This is a genomic window from Micromonospora sp. NPDC048063 (genome assembly GCF_043202855.1).
Lineage (GTDB): Bacteria > Actinomycetota > Actinomycetes > Mycobacteriales > Micromonosporaceae > Micromonospora.
Genome location: NZ_JBIDBG010000004.1, coordinates 271,689 through 287,719 on the forward strand (window position 1 = coordinate 271,689; position 16,031 = coordinate 287,719).

Consider the following 16,031-nt stretch of genomic DNA (forward strand, 5'->3'; position numbering starts at 1 on the left):
CGTCAGGAGTGTTGCGTGCCCGATTTTTCTCATGAAGCGGAAGCGGCGAAGCGGGACGTGCGCGCCGCCGTGCTCGCCGCCCGCCGGGCGCTGACCGCGCCGACGCGGGCCGAGGCCGCCGGGCGCGTCCAGGCCGAGCTGGTGGCCCTCGTCCGCCGGCTGCGCCCGCGCCGGATGACGGCGTACGTGCCGGTCGGCTCCGAGCCGGGCGGGCCCGACCTGCCGGCGGTGCTGCACGCGGCGCTGCCGCCGGGGGCCGAGCTGCTGCTGCCGGTGCTCTGTGCCGACCTCGACCTGGACTGGGCGGCCTGGGCCGGCACGGACGCGCTGGTGGCCGCCGGCCGGGGCATGCGCGAGCCGGCGGGGCCGCGACTGGGCCGGGACGCGGTGGCGGCGGCCGAGCTGGTGGTGGTGCCGGCGCTGGCGGTGGACCGCCGGGGGCTGCGGCTGGGCCGGGGCGGCGGCTCGTACGACCGGGCGCTGGCCCGGGTGCCCGCGACCGCGCTGACCGTGGTGCCGCTGCACGACGGGGAGCTGGTCGGGTCGCTGCCCGCCGAGCCGCACGACCGCCCGGTGCGCGCGGTGGTCACTCCCGCCGACGGCCTGCGTACGCTTGACGCCGCCCCCGGGGACGCGGCGGGTCGCGCCTGAGGGCGGCGGTGTCGCGCCCCACACTTCCGCTGGACGAATCCGGGGGCGATGACGCACCATTGGCACTCGAAGACGTCGAGTGCCAACCGGCCGTGCCAGATCCGGAGGAGAACGTGCCCACGTACCAGTACGCCTGCACCGCGTGCGGCCACCAGCTCGAGGCGGTGCAGTCCTTCTCTGACGAGCCGCTGACGGAGTGCCCCGCGTGTGAGGGGCAGCTGCGCAAGCTCTTCAACTCGGTCGGCATCGTGTTCAAGGGCTCGGGCTTCTACCGCACGGACTCCCGCACCTCGGGCAGCGACACCGGCAGCGGCGGCGCCGCCAAGCCGGCGAAGTCCGACTCGTCCTCCTCCGGCGGCGACTCCGGCTCGTCGAGCGGCTCGACCGCCGCCTCGTCCTCGTCGTCCTCGTCGTCGTCCAGCTCGAACGGCTCCGGCGGCGGAGCGAGCAAGACCCCGGCCGCCAGCACCGCCAGCGCCTCCTGACGCACGCCACATCCTGTCCCGGGGCCGGCCCCGCCCGCCCCGGGCACGTCCCGCTGTGCGGGCCACCGGTTTAGGGACACGGCCCCCGCCTCCTGGCTCGCCGTCCCGGGTCCCTGGTCGACCGCGGCGGCGTCTCGGATCGCCTGGTGACGCCCGTGGGCGCGACGGGGTGGTCGCGCGGTCGCCGGCAGGCGGTTGTCCACAGGGTGCCCGTGTCATCCACAGGCCCGGGGGCGTTGTCCACAGGCCGCCGGGGTTTCTCCACAGGCGCGGAAGCAGCCTCGGATGTCGGTGGGTCGCCTGGCAGCCGGTTCAGTCCCAGTGCGGCGGGCGCTCCGCGAGCAGCCAGTCGTCGTTGCCGCCGGAACGCTCGCCCCAGCCCCGATCGGTGTCGTCGGCGGTCTGCTCGGGCAGCACCACGAAGTCGTCGCTCAGGTCGACCGTACGGTCGTCGTCGCCGCGTACCGCCGGCGTCGGAGGGAACTCGGTGCTCACGAGCGGCAAGACTAGCGCAGCCGCGACCGGGTCACCGCGTCGAACCAGGTCCGCCACGGTGCCCCGGCGGCTCCGCCGACACGGCTGGCCAGGGGCGTCCGGCCACGGCTCGCCAGGCTGCCCGACCATGGCTGACCGGGGCTCTCCAGGCTGCCCGGCCACGGCTGACCGGGGCTGTCCGCGCCGACCCGCCGGTGGGCCGGCCGCGTCCGGCCGGTCACCGGGCCGGAGCGTTGGTAGCGTCGGACGGCGTGACGACCCCCACCTCCGGCAGCGCCCCGGACGAGTACTGGCGGCGGCCCGACACCGCGCCGGAGCAGTCCGGGACCCGGGCCGCACCGACGCCGGCGCCCGGGGGCGGCTACGCGGGCCCGCCGGCCACCACCCCGCCCCCGGCCGGGTGGCGACCGCCGGTGCACCTGCGACCACCACCGCCCCGGCGGCTGCCGCCGCAGGACATGGCCGGGCTCGACACGGCGGAACAGCGGGCGCAGCGACTCACGTACGGCGTCGGCGCGCTGGCCGGCGCGGTGCTGGTGATCCTGGTCTGCCTGCTCTGCTCACGCCTGATCTTCTGACCCACCCCACTCCCCAGCGCGATCTTGCAGTTACCGCCCTGGCAAAGCGCGCGAACGGGGACAGAACGCGGGCCGAAAGCGCAAGATCGCGGAGGCCAGGGGCGGGTGTCAGAGGGTGTTGCCCCAGACGGCCTCGGCGCCGGAGTGGCCGGTGAGGTAGGCGTAGACCAGGCTCACGACGCCGAGCGCGACCACCACGACCGACAGCACCGGCGTGATCCAGGACGGCAGCCTCGGCACGCGCGGGTGCCCGCTCGTCACCACGAGCAGCAGCAGCGACGCCACGGCCAGCGGCAGGGCGTACCAGAACAGGAGGTCGCCGTAGCGCGAGTGCTCCAGGATCTGGTCCACGATCGGGCCCTGCATGCCCCGGGCCAGGAACGCGTCGTTCAGCTCCTCGCCGGACTCGACCGCGACGAAGGCCGTCACCGGCGCCGTCACGGCGAGGATCGCCACCGCCCAGTCCAGCCGGGGCCGGAACCGGGGCAGCGCCACGTACGCGGCGGAGAGCAGGGCCAGCAGCGGCACGAGCACGACGACCGCGTGCACCACCAGCACGTGGGCCGGCAGGCCCAGGATCTCCTTGAACATCCACACCTCCGGCGTACGCGGTCGCGGGTTGCCAGCGTACGGTGCGCCGGCCGCCCCGCCCAGAACTCTCGATCCGCTACACGCACCCCGGACCGGTCCGGTTCACCGCCCGGACGGGCAGGCTGGCTGTGGCCGGGGCCACCCTCTGCCGGAGGCCGGTTGTCGACCCGGTCACCTCGTGCTGTCATTGACAGATGTCCGGCGGGGAGGAGCTGCTCCGGTCGAGGGGCCTGCGGGTCACCCGGCCGCGCCTCGCCGTGCTCGACGTACTGGCCGCCGGCGGCCATCTCGAGGTGGACGAGATCACCCGGCGGGTCCGCGAGCGCCTCGACTCCGTCTCCACCCAGGCCGTCTACGACGTGCTCGGCGCGCTGTCCCGGGCCGGGCTGTCCCGCCGGATCGAGCCGGCCGGCAGCCCCGCCCGCTACGAGGCGCGGGCCGGGGACAACCACCACCACGTGGTCTGCCGGGGCTGCGGCGAGATCGCCGACATCGACTGCGCGGTCGGCAGGGCCCCCTGCCTGGACCCGGACATCGCTCACGGGTTCGAGGTCGACGAGGCGGAAGTGACCTTCTGGGGCCTCTGCCCCACCTGCCAGGCCCGCCGCTCCGCCGACGACTGACCCAGCCGCGCCGGATCCGCCGCGCCGCCGACGCCTGACCGCTCCGTGGGGCCCTGGCTCTGCCGCTCCGCCGACAACCGACCGTCCCCGCCGAGACGGGACGGCCGACACGGGCTGACGTCCGCCGACAACCGAACGTCCCCGTCGACGACGGTACGGCCGACGGGCTGACGTCCGTTGCCCGGGGCGGAGGGTCGCGGGGCGTGGCACGCTTGGTCGGTGGACTCCGATGACCTCGGTCTGTTCGGTCCGGGTTCGGTCACGTGGAAGGTGCACGAGGAGCCGATCCTGATCGTCGCCGGCCTGCGTTCGCTCTACCTCCAGGCGCTGCATCCCCGCGCGATGGCCGGGGTCGCCCAGAACAGCGACTACCGCTCCGACGCCTGGGGTCGCCTGGTGCGCACCGCCACCTACGTGGCGACCACCATCTACGGCACCACGGCGGAGGCGGAGGCCGCCGGGCGGCGGGTACGCCGGCGGCACGCCCGCCTGCGGGCGACCGACCCGTCCACCGGGGAGGAGTTCCGCGTCGACGACCCCGACCTGCTGCGCTGGGTGCACGTCACCGAGGTCGAGTCGTTCCTCGACACGGCCCGCCGGGCGGGGCTGCCGCTGACCGCCGACGAGATCGACGGCTACTACACCGAGCAGCGGCGCGCCGCCGCGCTGGTGGGCCTCGACCCGCAGACGGTCCCCGGCACCGCCGCCGAGGTGGCCGACTACTACCGGCGGATCCGCCCGGAGCTGCGGATCACCCGCGAGGCGGCCGAGACGGCGCTCTTCCTGACCGCCCCGCCGATCCCGTGGAAGCTCAGCCTGCCCGCCCGGATCGGGCTCAACCTGGGGCCGGCCCGCTGGGCGTACTTCGGCATCGCCGGCACCGCGTTCGCGCTGCTGCCCGCCTGGGCCCGGCGGCTGTACGGCGGCCTGGGCCTGCCGACCACCGCGCTCTCGGCCGACCTGACGGTGCGGGCGCTCCGGCTGACCCTCGCCGCGGTGCCCCGCCGCTGGCGGGAGGGGCCGTTGCAGCAGGCCGCGAAGGAACGCGCCGCCCGCCTCGCCCACACCCCCGCCTGAACCGTTCAGTCCCGGCCGGGCAGCCGGTCGGCGGGCTGCTCGACGGCCGCCCACGGCTCCTTGCCGGGCGCCTGCGCCCCCGCCGGGCAGGTGCGCCGGTAGTCGCACCAGCCGCAGCGGGGACCCGGCGTGGTGGGGAAGGCGTCGTCGGGGTCGTCCCCGTCGGCGACCGCCCGCTCGGCGGCCATGATGTCGCGCGCGGTCTCCTCGGCCCGGGTGAGCTGCCGGGCCAGCGACTCGACGGTGTGCTCGTGCGCCGCGACCGTGCCGGTGGGCAGGTGGTGCAGCTCCACCCGGCGGCACGGCCGGCGGAACACCCGCTCGGCGGCGTACGCGTAGAGCGCCAGGGCCTGGGAGCCGCGTGCGTCGTCGGCGTCCAGCCCGGTGCGGCCCGTCTTGTAGTCCACGATGACCAGCTCGGGGCCCTCGGGCCCGGGGCGGGAGTCGATCCGGTCGGCCCGGCCGTTGAACGCCAGCACCCCGGTCTTGACCGCCACCACCCGCTCCACGCCGAGCGGGTCGACCCCCGGCTCCAGGGTCTCGACGTAGGACTCCAGCCAGCCCAGCGCCCGCCGGTAGGCCGCCCGCTCCTGTTCCTCGTCCCGGTAGCCCTCGCGCACCCAGGTGCCTTTGAGCAGCGCGGCGAGCGCCTCGGGCCGGCGCCGCTCGGGGCTGAGGGCATACCAGTTCTTCAGGGCCGTGTGCACACTCGCGCCGAGGGAGTTGTGCGCCCACGGCGGGCCCTTGGGCGGCGCCGGACGGTCGACGTAGGAGTAGCGGTAGCGCCGGGGGCAGTCCGCGTAGGCGCCGAGCTTGCTGGGGGTGCAGACGAAGAGCCGTTCCGGCATGCCCTCGAAGCCGAGCTGCTCGGGCTGGTCGCCCCGGGGGCGGGGCGCCCGGCCCGTGGCGGAGGACCGTCCGGCTGAAGAGGCTCGTCGCACACCTGGATCCTGCCATCCGGCCCCGACAAACCCGGGCGGCGGTCAGGCCATGTTGGCGTACTGGGTCACGAAGGCGGCCACCGCGTCCGCGATGAGCTGCACCGCGATCGCCGCGAGCAGCAGGCCGGCGATCCGGGTCAGCACCTCGATCCCGCCCGGGCGCAGGATCTTGACGATCCCTCCGGAGAACCGGAGCACCACCCAGACCGCGACCATCACCGCGACGATCGCGGCGGCGATGGCGGTGTAGTCCGACCCGCCGTCGGCCTCCTTGACGAAGAGCATGGTGGCGACGATGGCGCCGGGACCCGCCAGCAGCGGCGTACCCAGCGGCACCAGCGCGATGTTCGAGGTGACCTGCTGGCTCGGGTCGTCGGCCTTGCCGGTCAGCAGCTCCAACGCCACCAGGATGAGCAGCAGCCCGCCGGCGGCCTGCAACGCCGGCAGGTCGACGTGCAGGTAGTCGAGCAGCGTCTGGCCGGCCACCGCGAAGATGACGATCACGCCGAGCGCCAGGGCGACGGCCTGCCAGGCCGCCCGGTTGCGGTCCCGGGCCGTGAGCGGGCCGGTCAGCGCCAGGAAGATGGGCATCATGCCCGGCGGGTCGACGATCACCAGCAGGGTCACGAAGACCTCACCGAACAGCTTGGCATCCACGTGATCAACGTAGCCGCGCCGCCGGAGACTGAAACGCGGATCAGCCGGAAGCGATCCCGGTCACCCCGCTCGCCTCGGCGATGATCCGTTCGTACGCCTCCGGGTCCGTGGTGAACGCGCCGAGCCGGACGGTCTTGTGCGTGCCGTGGAAGTCCGACGAGCCGGTCACCAGCAGGCCCAGTTCGCCGGCGAGGGCGCGGACGTGCGCCCGCTCGGCCGGGGAGTGGTCCTCGTGGTCGGCCTCCAGCCCCGCCAGGCCCACCGCGGCCAGGTCGGCGATCAGCGCGTCCGGCACGATCCGCCCCCGCCGCGTCGCCCGGGGGTGGGCGAAGACCGGCACGCCGCCCGCCGCGCGGACGAGCCGGACCGCGTGGAAGACGTCCATGTCCTCCTTCGGCAGCCGGTAGCGCTCGCCCAGCCAGTCCGGCCCGAACGCCTCCGTGGTGGTGGCCACCAGGCCGGCCCGGATCAGCGCCTGGGCGATGTGCGGCCGGCCCACCGAGCCGCCCGCCGCGCCGGCCAGGATCTCCGGCCAGTTCACGTCGATCCCGTCGGCCCGCAGCAGCGCCACGATCCGCTCGCCCCGCTCCTCCCGCGCGGCTCGCACCCGGGCCAGCTCGGCGACCAGCTCCGGGGCGTCCGGATCGAAGAGGTACGCCAGCAGGTGCAACGGCACCGCCGGCTCCTCGCCGTACCAGCGGCAGGAGATCTCCGCCCCACGGACGAGGCTGAGCCCGGCCGGCAGCGCCCGCAGCGCGGGCTCCCAGCCGGCGGTGGTGTCGTGGTCGGTGATCGCCACGACGTCCAGCCCCGACTCCGCCGCCGCCCGCACCAGCTCGGCGGGGCCGAGCGTGCCGTCGCTGGCGGTGGAGTGGGTGTGCAGGTCGATCCGGGGGCGCGCGCTCACCGCCCCGACGCTACCGGCCACCGCCGACGCCCGGCGCGCGGGCGTGGTCAGGAACCGTCGCGGCCGACCGGGATCGGGCGCTGCCCGTCGCCCATGCCGCCGACCGGGGCGCCCGACGACTCCTCGCCCGCGAGCACCCGGCTCACGTCGACGCGCACCAGGCCGGCACGGGCGTCGGAGTAGTACGCCCTCCCCTCGGGCGTCCACGCCACCGGCCCGTGCACGGGCGGCCCGGCCGGGCGGACCGCCCGGGTGGCGCCCAGCCGGTCCAGGTCGACCAGCAGCGCCCGGTCCTCGCCGCCCACCCGCCCGTTGACCAGCAGCCACCGGCCGTCGGCCGAGACGCCGCCGCGCCCGTCGTCGCCGAGGGTGGGCCCGCAGCCGGTCCGGGCGGACGCGAGGTTTCGGGTCGGGTCGAGCAGGGCGAGACAGGGCCGGCGCGGCGTGCCCGCGGACACCTGCGCGACCACCACGCCGTCGGGGCGCGTGCCGTAGACCCGCAGGGTCGCGCGGTCGCCCCCGCTCTTCAGCGGGCCCTGCGCCGGACGCCACAGGGTGTGGCCGGGCTGGTCCGCGTCGAGGCGCACCAGGACGGCGTCGCCGGCGAAGCCGACCGGCACCGCCCCGGCCGGCGCCGGCGTACGGGCGGCGGCGACGACCTGGGTGCCGACGATCCCCGCGGCGACCAGCTCGGCGCCCTCCCGCCAGGCGACCTGGCGCCCGTCGCGGCTGAGGGCGATGTCCCGCGCCCCGGCCAGGAGCAGGTGCACCGCGCCGTGGGGCTGCACCACCCACAGCGCCTGGCCGGCCGCCGTCGGGGCGCCGACCACGGCCCAGCCGGTGCCGTCCGGCAGCCGCTGGGCGCGTTCGGCCGGGCCCACGTCGGGCAGCGTCAGCCGCTGCCCGCTCGTGGTGGCGAGCACCGCGCCGAGGATAAGGTCCACCTCGCCCCGGCCCGCGCCCTGCGCCGGGTCGGTCGGTGGGGCGACCGGCAGCGACGGGGTCAGGTTCGGCAGGGGCGAGGCGTACGGGTCGCCGAGCACGACGGTCGGATGGGTGGGCTGGCCGGGCTGCTGCCCCAGCTGGGCGATCCCGGTGCTGATCCCCACGGTGGTGACCGCGGCCAGCGCCAGCCCGACCACGGTGCGCCGGCGCCGGGCCCGGTCGGCCCGGCGGATCGCCAGGCCCGCCGGGTCGGCGGCGAGCGGGTGGGCGACGGCGACCCGGCGGGCGAACGTCTCCCGCACCGCCTGCTCCAGCTCGTCCTCGGTCACGCCGTATGGACGCCTCGGGCCGCCGGTCCGGTTGTCAGCAGGGCCCGCCGGGCGGCTCACCGACACTCTCCGGCGCCGGTGCCGGCCGGTACGACCGGCAGGCCTCGCGCCTCGTCGCGGTCGGCCCCCGCCCGGCCGGCCGGGGTTCCCGGGGCAGATCCTTCCCCACGGCCCGCCCGCGCCGCCCCCGACGACACGGGAACGGGCTCCGCCGCCGGCTCGCCGACGGGCGGCGTGCGCCCGGCGTCCGGCCCGGGCAGCCCGGCGGCGGAGGTGGGCAACGCGGGCGCGGGCCCGACGTCCGGTGCGTCGACGCGCGGCGGGGCGTTGGTCGCCGCGACCACGGCTGCCGCGTCCGCGCCCACCACCATCCTCGGTGCGCCGTACGCCGGCGGCCGTCCGGCGCCGGCGGGTGCGGGTGCCGGCCGGTCGGCGGGAGCGCGCCGGGGCCGGGGCGGGGTCGGCGCGGCCCCGCTCGGCAGGTCGAGGGCGGCCTCGGCGCCCATCCGGCGGCGCAGCGTGCCCAGGGCACGCGAGGTCTGGCTCTTGACGGTGCCCGGGGAGATGCCGAGCAGGGCGGCGGTCTGCGCCTCGGACATGTCCTCGTAGTAGCGCAGCACGAGCACCGCCCGCTGCCGGGTGGGCAGCGCGCTCAGGTGGCGCCAGAGCAGGTCGCGGTCGAGCTGATGCTCGATCTCGTCGACCGCGGCGCGCTCCGGCAGCACCTCGGTGGGGCGTTCACCGTGCCAGCGCCGGCGCCACCAGCTCGTCGAGGTGTTGACCATGACCCGGCGGGCGTACGGCTCGATCGCCTCGATCCCGCCGAGCCGCTTCCAGGCCAGGTAGGTCTTGGTCAACGCGGTCTGTAGCAGGTCCTCCGCGGTCGCCCAGTCCCCGCTGAGCAGGTACGCGGTGCGCAGCAGGGCGCCGGAGCGGGCCGCGACGAAGTCGCGGAACTCCTCCTCCAAGGGATCCCTGCTCGCCATCAGCCACCTCCGCGCCCCGTCTCCCTGGCAGGTTGCCACGGCCGGGCAGGTCGGGTCGACGGCGAATGGTGCGCAGTTCCTCCGATGTTCGGACGAAAAGTTTCACGCCCCGTCGTCGGCCTTGGCCTCGTCGGCCTCCTTGCCCAGCCGCGCCTCGACCGCCTGCGGCTCGTACATCTCCTCGACGACGCGCAGGTAGAGCTCGTTCGGGTTGGGCAGATTCTTGATCTCGCGGAGCGCCTGCTCCTGACCGGCGGACTCCAGCACGAACGTGCCGTAGTTGAGCGCCCGGCCGGTCGGGGTCTGCTCGTACTTCATGTCGGTGACCCGGACCAGCGGCATCATCGCGACCCGCCGGGTGATGATGCCGTTGACCACCATCACCCGCTTGTTGGTCAGGATGAAGCGGTCGTACCACCAGTCGGCGACCTTCCACGCCACCCAGCCCATCACCGCGAACCAGAGCAGCACGGCGATCGTGGTGAGCGCGCCGACGTCCTGCCCGGCGAGGAAGCCGGAGAGGTAGCCGAGCACGAACGTCGCGGCGATGCCGACCAGCAGCGGGGTGGAGAGGTGGATCCAGTGCCGCTTCCACTCGCCCCGGTAGCGCTCGGTCGGGAAGAGGTAACGCGCGACCAGCGAGCTGGGCTCGTCCTCCAGCGGCAGCACCCGGCGCGGGGCCATGCCGGCGGCGTCGGCCCGCAGGCCGGCCAGCTCGTCCTCGGAGATCTGCGGCGGCTGGTAGCCGGCCTCGGGATCACGGATCCAGGCTCGACCGGACCGCCCCTCCCCGGCGTACGCCGGGCCGTCGCCGAAGCCGGCGTCGTCCGAAAGGGAGGGGCCGTCGCCGAGACCCGGGCCGGTGCCGTAGCCCGGCCCGTCGTCGGGCCCGAGCCGGGGGATCGGCTCCGTGTCTCGCTCCCGGCGCTCCCGGTCGGGGTCGTCGGGGTCGAACGGTGGACCGGAGGGGTTACCCATCGGCGGCTAGGCGACGAGGCTGGTGAAGAAGTCGCCGAAGCCCTGTGCGATGTCCATGATGCCGCCGCCCAGGGACTTGAACACGTCCGCGGCGGAATTTGGCCGGTAGGCGACGAAGAAGATCAAGAATGCGATTCCGGCCCAGGTGAGGACCTTCTTGACCATGGCGGGCCATCCTCTCGCGCGGCGCCGGGTCCCATTACCGCAGCGGCACCCAGAGTATCAGTGTGATGTCGTACAGTGAATATCTGCGTCCGTTCTCCGTCATTCCGGGAGACCTGTCAAGCCCTGGAGCTTGTCAAGCCTTCCCGTGCAGATACGGAGACGGTGCGCCGTACACGAGTTCGGGCGGTGTCCACTCGGTCAGGTCGTGCAGCACGACGTCTTCCGCGAGCAGGTGACCCGCACTCGCCGGCCAGGCTATCGCATGGAGCCACAATCCCCGAGCCTCGCCGGCGTACGCGCTTCGATCCGTAGGCGAGTTCACAAGCCACAGTGGAGTCGGGTGACCGGCCACCTTGATCCTGGCCTGCCCGACGTGCTCCGGGTGACCAGGCCCGGGGTCGGTCAACGCCTCGGCCAGTTCCGGCCCCGGGTCCGGGCCGGCCATCCCGGCGAACCGGGTGCCCAGGCCGACGCCCGGCTCCTCGGCCACGAAGACCAGATCGGCGGGGCCCTCGCCGAGCGGCGCGGGCCCGGCGCAGGCGACCGCCGTGGCGCGCACGCCGGTCCGGTCGTCCCCGGCGTACGCCACCCCGGTCATGGTCCAGCCCGGCGGCAGCGGCCACGGGCACCAGAGCGGCGTCGCCGGCCGGCGCGGCAGGTCGGCGGCGGCGGTGATGCGGTCCACCACGCTGGCGACGATCTCCGCGCCGATGTGCTCGGGCACGTGCAGCGGGGGGACCGGCCCGCAGTCCAGGCAACGCGATTCGGTGTGCATCAGGTCCGGCGCCCGCACGGGCCCGCCACATCTCGGACAACTCACCGCGACACTCACCTTCCCACCGTCGCCCCGCGCCGCCGCCCCGTCAAGCGGAGCGCCGGTTTCGGTGCCGCCGGCCGGTGCCGGGAACGACCCGCTCAGGCGGGCGGCGGGCCGGCGTGCGCGCGGATCCAGGCGTGCATCGCGATGCCGCTGGCCACGCCGGCGTTGATCGACCGGGTGGAGCCGTACTGCGCGATGGAGAAGAGCTGGTCGCAGGCGGTACGGGCCGGGTCGGACAGGCCCGGTCCCTCCTGCCCGAAGAGCAGCACGCAGCGTCGCGGCAGGGTGGTGGTCTCCAGCGGGCGCGACCCGGGCAGGTTGTCGATGCCGACCACCGGCAACTCCCGCGCGACCGCCCAGGCCACGAACTCCTCGATGGTCTCGTGATGCCGCACGTGCTGGTAGCGGTCGGTCACCATCGCGCCGCGCCGGTTCCACCGGCGGCGGCCGACGATGTGCACCTCGGCGGCGAGGAAGGCGTTGGCGTTGCGGACGACCGTGCCGATGTTGAAGTCGTGCTGCCAGTTCTCGATCGCCACGTGGAAGTCGTGCCGGCGCCGGTCCAGGTCGGCCACCACGGCCTCGCGCCGCCAGTAGCGGTACCGGTCGACCACGTTGCGCCGGTCGCCCTCGGCGAGCAGCTCGGGGTCGTACCGCGGGTCGTCCGGCGGGTCCCCCGGCCACGGTCCCACGCCGACGTCGAGCTGGTCTCCGGTCACGGTCACGCAGGGTACGGCCCACGTGCCCGACCCAGGGCCGCGCCCCCGGCGGCGGCCCGGTCCGGCAGCGGCCGGATCGGCGGGCCACCGGGCCCGGGGCGGCCGGCAGCGGCCGGATCGGCGGGCCACCGGGCCCGGGGCGCCGACGGGTCGACCGGCGGCGGCTCAGCCCAGCCCCAGTGCGCCGCCGAGCCGGTCGAGGAAGCGGCGGTCGGCGGGTGCCGGCGGCAGCGCCTCGGCCCCGGGCGTCGCCGCCCGGCAGACCCGGGCCGCCACGGACTGCACCCACTGCCGGTACGCCGCCGAGTCGGCGGGATCGGCCCGCCGCAGCACCCGGGTCGCCGCGCGGCAGACGGCCAGCAGGTCCACCAGGTCGGCGGGCCGGTCGACCGACGGGGAGGCCCCGTCGTGGCGGGCGTAGATGGCGGCGACCACCGCGCGGACGAGATCGCTGTCGAAGGCCCGACCCGCCGCGACCGCGTCCAGGCCGGCGAGCCCGGCGGAGACCCCCCGGCGGGGCCGGCCGGGGCCGGGCGCGGCGGCGGCCACGATCACCCGACCGGGCAGGCTGGTCAGCAGATCCCACTCGGCGGCGGAGTAGACGGCGGTGGTCAGCGGTGCGGCGCGGCGGCCGGCAGAGGGCGGCTCTCCGGCGACGGAGTGGCTCATGGGGACCTCCGGCGCCAGCATATGCCCCGGAAGGGGAAAAGGGCCCCTTCCACACGAACCCGGCGGGAAGGGGCCGTCGACGTCAGCGCGGCTCGGGGAAGCTCGGCCGCTCCGGGTCCACGCCCTCGGGCACGGTCGTGGCCGCGTACTCCTTCTTGGGAACCATCACCCGGCGGCGGAAGACGCAGACCATGGTGCCGTCCTGGTTGTAACCCCGGGTCTCCACCGAGACCACGCCCCGGTCGGGCTTGGAGGACGACTCGCGCTTGTCCAGCACCGTGGTCTCGCCGTAGATCGTGTCGCCGTGGAAGGTCGGCGCCACGTGCCGCAGCGACTCGACCTCGAGGTTCGCGATGGCCTTGCCGCTGACGTCGGGCACCGACATGCCCAGCAGCAGGGAGTAGATGTAGTTGCCGACCACCACGTTGCGCTTGAACTGGCTCGCGGACTCGGCGTAGTGCGCGTCCAGGTGCAGCGGGTGGTGGTTCATGGTGAGCAGGCAGAAGAGGTGGTCGTCGTACTCGGTGACCGTCTTGCCGGGCCAGTGCCGGTAGACCGCGCCGACCTCGAACTCCTCGTAGTAGCGGCCGAACTGCATCCTTGTCCCCTTCGACGGGCGGCGATGGAGTTCGGCACAGCATGCCTTATGGAGTGTTAAGGCGATGGGTGGGGCGCGGGCCGTGCGGAAATGTCACACCGGCGCCACCGAGGGGAGACGCAATGAGCGGCGGGGCCCTCCCCGGCACCCGCCGCCCACGCTCTGATGCGGAAGATTCTGCCGTACGACAACGAGGACCGAACAGAGACAGAGGTCACATTTATCTTTTCGTAACACTACCCTGCGTCATCACATCGGGAGCCGTCGGCGATCTCCGCACATCGGATAGCCGCTTGTCAACCGCCAGATTGCTGAATTACGGCGATCCGTTGAGTCGATCTTCATGGAAGCGTTCCCATCACCGCTGGTCACGCAAATGCGTGTTGCACTTGCGATCAGCACCTCGTGCAAAGCCACCTCCGTCGATGGGAGCGGGACCACCCTCACGGGCCGTGGGCGCGCGTTTCGGCGCGCAACTGTCGGGAATTCCACGCGGTACGCCCTGGTTCCACCAGACGTAGCTATTCCGCGCCGATCGGAGACTTTCATGGCAACCGTAGAGCTGACCACGGCAAACTTCGACGAGGTGGCCGGCAGCGACGGCATCGTGCTCGTCGACTTCTGGGCCGAGTGGTGCGGCCCGTGCAAGCGGTTCGCCCCGGTCTACGAGCGCTCCTCGGAGAAGCACCCCGACATCGTCTTCGGCAAGGTCGACACCGAGGCGCAGCAGGAGCTGGGTGCCAAGTTCGACATCCGCTCCATCCCGACCATCATGGCGATCCGCGACGGCGTCATCGTCTTCGCCCAGCCGGGCGCCCTCCCCGAGTCCGCCCTGGAGAACCTGATCGAGCAGGTCCAGGCGCTCGACATGGACGACGTCCGGCAGAAGCTGGCCGGTCACCAGCACTGAGCCGACCCACTCCACGACGGCCGGGCCCCACGGGCCCGGCCGTCGTCGCGTCCGCGACCCCGTCCGCCCGGCGGCGACAAGTGGCCGTCGGAGGGACCCGGAGCGGGCGGTACATCCCGTATCGTCACGACCCGATGGAGACCTTGACCAGCCGTGGACGCGCGATCCGGCTCGCCGCCACCGCCCTCGGCCTGGCCGTCCTGCTCGCCGGCACCGTCTGGGGCACCGACGACCACTTCCCGTTCGGCCCGTTCCGGATGTACTCGACCTCCAACCCGCCGAACTCCCCCGCCCCGGACACCCGGGTCGAGGGCGTCGACAGCACCGGCGCGGTCGTCGACCTGGGCGAGCGCGCGACCGGCATCCGCCGGGCCGAGATCGAGGGCCAGCAGGACCGCTACGCCGCCGACCCCGAACTGCTCACCGAGGTCGCCGACGCGTACGCCGAACGCCACCCCGACGCGGCCGAGCTGGTGGAGGTCCGCATCGTGATCCGCTGGCACGGCATCCGCGACGGCCGGCCCACCGGCCGCTGGACCGACGAGACGGTGGTCTCCTGGCAGGCGGACCGATGAGCCGCTGGTTGACCGAGCCGGTGCCCCGCGGGCGGGTGGCCGCCTTCCGGACGCTGATCTACCTCTTCGTCGCCGCCGACCTGGTCGTGTTCACCCCGTGGATCCGCACCCGGGTCGCCGTGCCCGGGGAGCTCTACCAGCCGCTGCTCATCGGGCGGGTGCTGCCGCTGCCCACGCCCACCCCGGCGCTGGTCGCCGTGATCTTCTGGGCCCTGCTGCTGCTCGCCCTGCTCGCCGCGACCGGCCGGGCGCCCCGGCTGCTCGGCTGGGCCGTCTTCGCGCTCTACTTCGAGTGGATGATCGTCGCGATGAGCTACGGCAAGGTCGACCACGACCGGTTCGGCCTGCTCGTCGCGCTGGCCGTGCTGCCCACCGCCGGCCGGGCTCGGCACGGCGACGCCACCCGCTCCGAGGCCGGCGGCTGGGCCCTGCGGGTCACCCAGATCGCCGTCATCTGCACATACTTCCTGGCCGCCTGGGCCAAGCTGCGCTTCGGCGGGCTGGACTGGCTGACCGGCTCGGTGCTGGCCCGGGCGATCCTCCGGCGCGGCACCGAACTGGCCGACCTGATCGCCTCGGTGCCGTACCTGCTGATCGTGGCGCAGTTCGGCATCGTCGCGTTCGAGCTGCTCAGCCCGGTGGTCTTCCTGCTGCGGGAACGCTGGCGGCTGGCGACGGTCGGCTTCTTCTACTCGTTCCACCTGGTCACCGTCGCGACCATCACCATCTCGTTCGCCCCGCACCTGGCCGCGATGACCAGCTTCCTGCCGCTGGAACGGGTCCGGCCGGTCGTCTGGGCGCGCCGGCTGCTCACCCGCCGCGCGGGGGACGGTGGACGGCCCGCCGACGCGGGCGGCCGCGCGCCGTCACTCGCCGGTCAGGCGTCCGCCGCCGGCCGACCGGACGGGCCGTAGAGGCGCTCCCGCGCCTCCTGGGGCAGCGCGCAGGCGGCCGTCCCGCCGGGGAGCCGGTGCCGGTTGCGGGCGACCCAGCGGTACGCGGGCCAGGCGGCGGCGCGTACCGGCGGGAACCGGAGGCCGGTGCCGGCCACCCGCCAGAGCGGGCCGCTGTCGCCGAGCAGCTTCGCGATCGCGTCGGGGCCGGCCGCGCGGGAGCCGTCCGCCCCGACCCACTGCACCGCCTCCTCGCACTCCGCCTCGGTCAGCCCGAGCGCGTCGAGGTCGGCGAACTGCCACGGCACCACGTGCACACCCGTGGGGATCCGCCGGTCGATGAACTCGGCGCACCGGGTGCAGAACGCGCAGTCCCCGTCGTAGACGAACGTCGACCTCTCCATGCCTCCATCCTCCACCCGCCGGCCACTGACCGAAC

22 protein-coding genes and 1 pseudogene are annotated in these 16,031 nt (G+C 74.6%); 8 read left to right on the top strand and 15 right to left on the bottom strand.

From position 1 onward, the window contains the following. Positions 1–15: 15 nt before the first annotated feature. Entirely contained in the window at positions 16–651 is a 636-nt protein-coding gene (locus ACGFZ2_RS12965) for a 5-formyltetrahydrofolate cyclo-ligase (protein WP_393452999.1), read from the top strand. Positions 652–764: 113 nt separating this feature from the next. After that, positions 765–905 (top strand): annotated as a pseudogene (locus ACGFZ2_RS12970) (FmdB family zinc ribbon protein); the annotation flags it as partial. 14 nt (positions 906–919) lie between these two features. Here ACGFZ2_RS12970 and ACGFZ2_RS12975 read toward each other — a convergent pair. Both ACGFZ2_RS12975 and ACGFZ2_RS12980 read right to left on the bottom strand, forming a co-directional pair. Then, positions 920–1,141, bottom strand: coding sequence for a hypothetical protein (locus tag ACGFZ2_RS12975; RefSeq protein WP_393453710.1), 222 nt, complete (start codon positions 1,139–1,141; stop codon positions 920–922). Positions 1,142–1,448: 307 nt separating this feature from the next. Beyond that, positions 1,449–1,631, bottom strand: coding sequence for a hypothetical protein (locus ACGFZ2_RS12980; RefSeq protein WP_350701446.1), 183 nt, complete (start codon positions 1,629–1,631; stop codon positions 1,449–1,451). A gap of 251 nt (positions 1,632–1,882) precedes the next feature. Between ACGFZ2_RS12980 and ACGFZ2_RS12985 the strand changes: the two genes are divergently transcribed. Next, positions 1,883–2,209, top strand: a complete 327-nt coding sequence (locus tag ACGFZ2_RS12985; RefSeq protein ID WP_393453002.1) for a hypothetical protein — start codon at positions 1,883–1,885, stop codon at positions 2,207–2,209. A 108-nt stretch (positions 2,210–2,317) separates the two neighbouring features. Here the strand turns inward: ACGFZ2_RS12985 and ACGFZ2_RS12990 are convergent, their stop codons facing one another. After that, positions 2,318–2,800, bottom strand: coding sequence for a DUF2231 domain-containing protein (locus ACGFZ2_RS12990; protein ID WP_393453005.1), 483 nt, complete (start codon positions 2,798–2,800; stop codon positions 2,318–2,320). A 194-nt stretch (positions 2,801–2,994) separates the two neighbouring features. Between ACGFZ2_RS12990 and ACGFZ2_RS12995 the strand changes: the two genes are divergently transcribed. Then, positions 2,995–3,423, top strand: a complete 429-nt coding sequence (locus tag ACGFZ2_RS12995; RefSeq protein WP_350701451.1) for a Fur family transcriptional regulator — start codon at positions 2,995–2,997, stop codon at positions 3,421–3,423. Between the two features lie 219 nt (positions 3,424–3,642). Then, positions 3,643–4,500, top strand: coding sequence for an oxygenase MpaB family protein (locus tag ACGFZ2_RS13000; protein WP_393453008.1), 858 nt, complete (start codon positions 3,643–3,645; stop codon positions 4,498–4,500). Between the two features lie 5 nt (positions 4,501–4,505). Here ACGFZ2_RS13000 and ACGFZ2_RS13005 read toward each other — a convergent pair whose 3' ends face one another. The 11 genes from ACGFZ2_RS13005 to ACGFZ2_RS13055 all read right to left on the bottom strand — a co-directional run bounded on the left by ACGFZ2_RS13005 (position 4,506) and on the right by ACGFZ2_RS13055 (position 13,214). Continuing rightward, positions 4,506–5,348, bottom strand: coding sequence for a RecB family exonuclease (locus ACGFZ2_RS13005; protein ID WP_393259190.1), 843 nt, complete (start codon positions 5,346–5,348; stop codon positions 4,506–4,508). Positions 5,349–5,483: 135 nt separating this feature from the next. After that, on the bottom strand, positions 5,484–6,098 hold the full coding sequence (locus ACGFZ2_RS13010; RefSeq protein ID WP_357457187.1) for a MarC family protein: 615 nt from the start codon (positions 6,096–6,098) through the stop codon (positions 5,484–5,486). Positions 6,099–6,138: 40 nt separating this feature from the next. Next, positions 6,139–7,005 carry a PHP domain-containing protein gene (locus ACGFZ2_RS13015; protein ID WP_393453011.1) on the bottom strand — a complete coding sequence of 289 codons (867 nt, stop codon included), beginning with the start codon at positions 7,003–7,005 and terminating at the stop codon, positions 6,139–6,141. A 47-nt stretch (positions 7,006–7,052) separates the two neighbouring features. After that, positions 7,053–8,279, bottom strand: coding sequence for a hypothetical protein (locus tag ACGFZ2_RS13020; protein ID WP_393258226.1), 1,227 nt, complete (start codon positions 8,277–8,279; stop codon positions 7,053–7,055). 56 nt (positions 8,280–8,335) lie between these two features. After that, positions 8,336–9,265, bottom strand: coding sequence for a SigE family RNA polymerase sigma factor (locus ACGFZ2_RS13025; RefSeq protein ID WP_393453014.1), 930 nt, complete (start codon positions 9,263–9,265; stop codon positions 8,336–8,338). Positions 9,266–9,367: 102 nt separating this feature from the next. Further along, positions 9,368–10,243 carry a PH domain-containing protein gene (locus tag ACGFZ2_RS13030; RefSeq protein ID WP_350678039.1) on the bottom strand — a complete coding sequence of 292 codons (876 nt, stop codon included), beginning with the start codon at positions 10,241–10,243 and terminating at the stop codon, positions 9,368–9,370. A 6-nt stretch (positions 10,244–10,249) separates the two neighbouring features. Further along, entirely contained in the window at positions 10,250–10,408 is a 159-nt protein-coding gene (locus ACGFZ2_RS13035; protein ID WP_007455302.1) for a hypothetical protein, read from the bottom strand. 133 nt (positions 10,409–10,541) lie between these two features. Next, positions 10,542–11,240 (bottom strand): DUF6758 family protein, encoded by a 699-nt coding sequence (locus ACGFZ2_RS13040; protein WP_393453017.1) that lies wholly within the window; start codon positions 11,238–11,240, stop codon positions 10,542–10,544. A gap of 83 nt (positions 11,241–11,323) precedes the next feature. Beyond that, positions 11,324–11,947: an RNA methyltransferase gene (locus tag ACGFZ2_RS13045; RefSeq protein ID WP_357694048.1), complete on the bottom strand. Its 624-nt coding sequence runs from the start codon at positions 11,945–11,947 to the stop codon at positions 11,324–11,326. A gap of 165 nt (positions 11,948–12,112) precedes the next feature. Further along, positions 12,113–12,637 (bottom strand): hypothetical protein, encoded by a 525-nt coding sequence (locus ACGFZ2_RS13050; RefSeq protein WP_393258217.1) that lies wholly within the window; start codon positions 12,635–12,637, stop codon positions 12,113–12,115. 61 nt (positions 12,638–12,698) lie between these two features. Beyond that, the gene (locus ACGFZ2_RS13055; protein WP_350678051.1) at positions 12,699–13,214 is read right to left on the bottom strand and encodes a MaoC family dehydratase; all 516 of its coding nucleotides are present in this window, start codon (positions 13,212–13,214) and stop codon (positions 12,699–12,701) included. Between the two features lie 547 nt (positions 13,215–13,761). Between ACGFZ2_RS13055 and trxA the strand changes: the two genes are divergently transcribed. From trxA to ACGFZ2_RS13070, 3 genes are all read left to right on the top strand, one after another. Further along, a complete protein-coding gene (trxA, locus tag ACGFZ2_RS13060) occupies positions 13,762–14,124 on the top strand; it encodes a thioredoxin (RefSeq protein ID WP_091098340.1) in 363 nt (120 codons plus the stop codon). Between the two features lie 134 nt (positions 14,125–14,258). Then, complete coding sequence (locus ACGFZ2_RS13065) at positions 14,259–14,699, top strand: hypothetical protein (RefSeq protein WP_393258212.1); 441 nt, start codon at positions 14,259–14,261, stop codon at positions 14,697–14,699. Continuing rightward, complete coding sequence (locus ACGFZ2_RS13070; protein ID WP_393453020.1) at positions 14,696–15,613, top strand: HTTM domain-containing protein; 918 nt, start codon at positions 14,696–14,698, stop codon at positions 15,611–15,613. Before ACGFZ2_RS13065 ends, ACGFZ2_RS13070 begins: the two co-directional genes overlap by 4 nt. Here the strand turns inward: ACGFZ2_RS13070 and ACGFZ2_RS13075 are convergent. Beyond that, a complete protein-coding gene (locus tag ACGFZ2_RS13075) occupies positions 15,577–15,996 on the bottom strand; it encodes a DUF393 domain-containing protein (RefSeq protein WP_350701473.1) in 420 nt (139 codons plus the stop codon). The genes ACGFZ2_RS13070 and ACGFZ2_RS13075 overlap by 37 nt on opposite strands. Positions 15,997–16,031 lie beyond the last annotated feature (35 nt).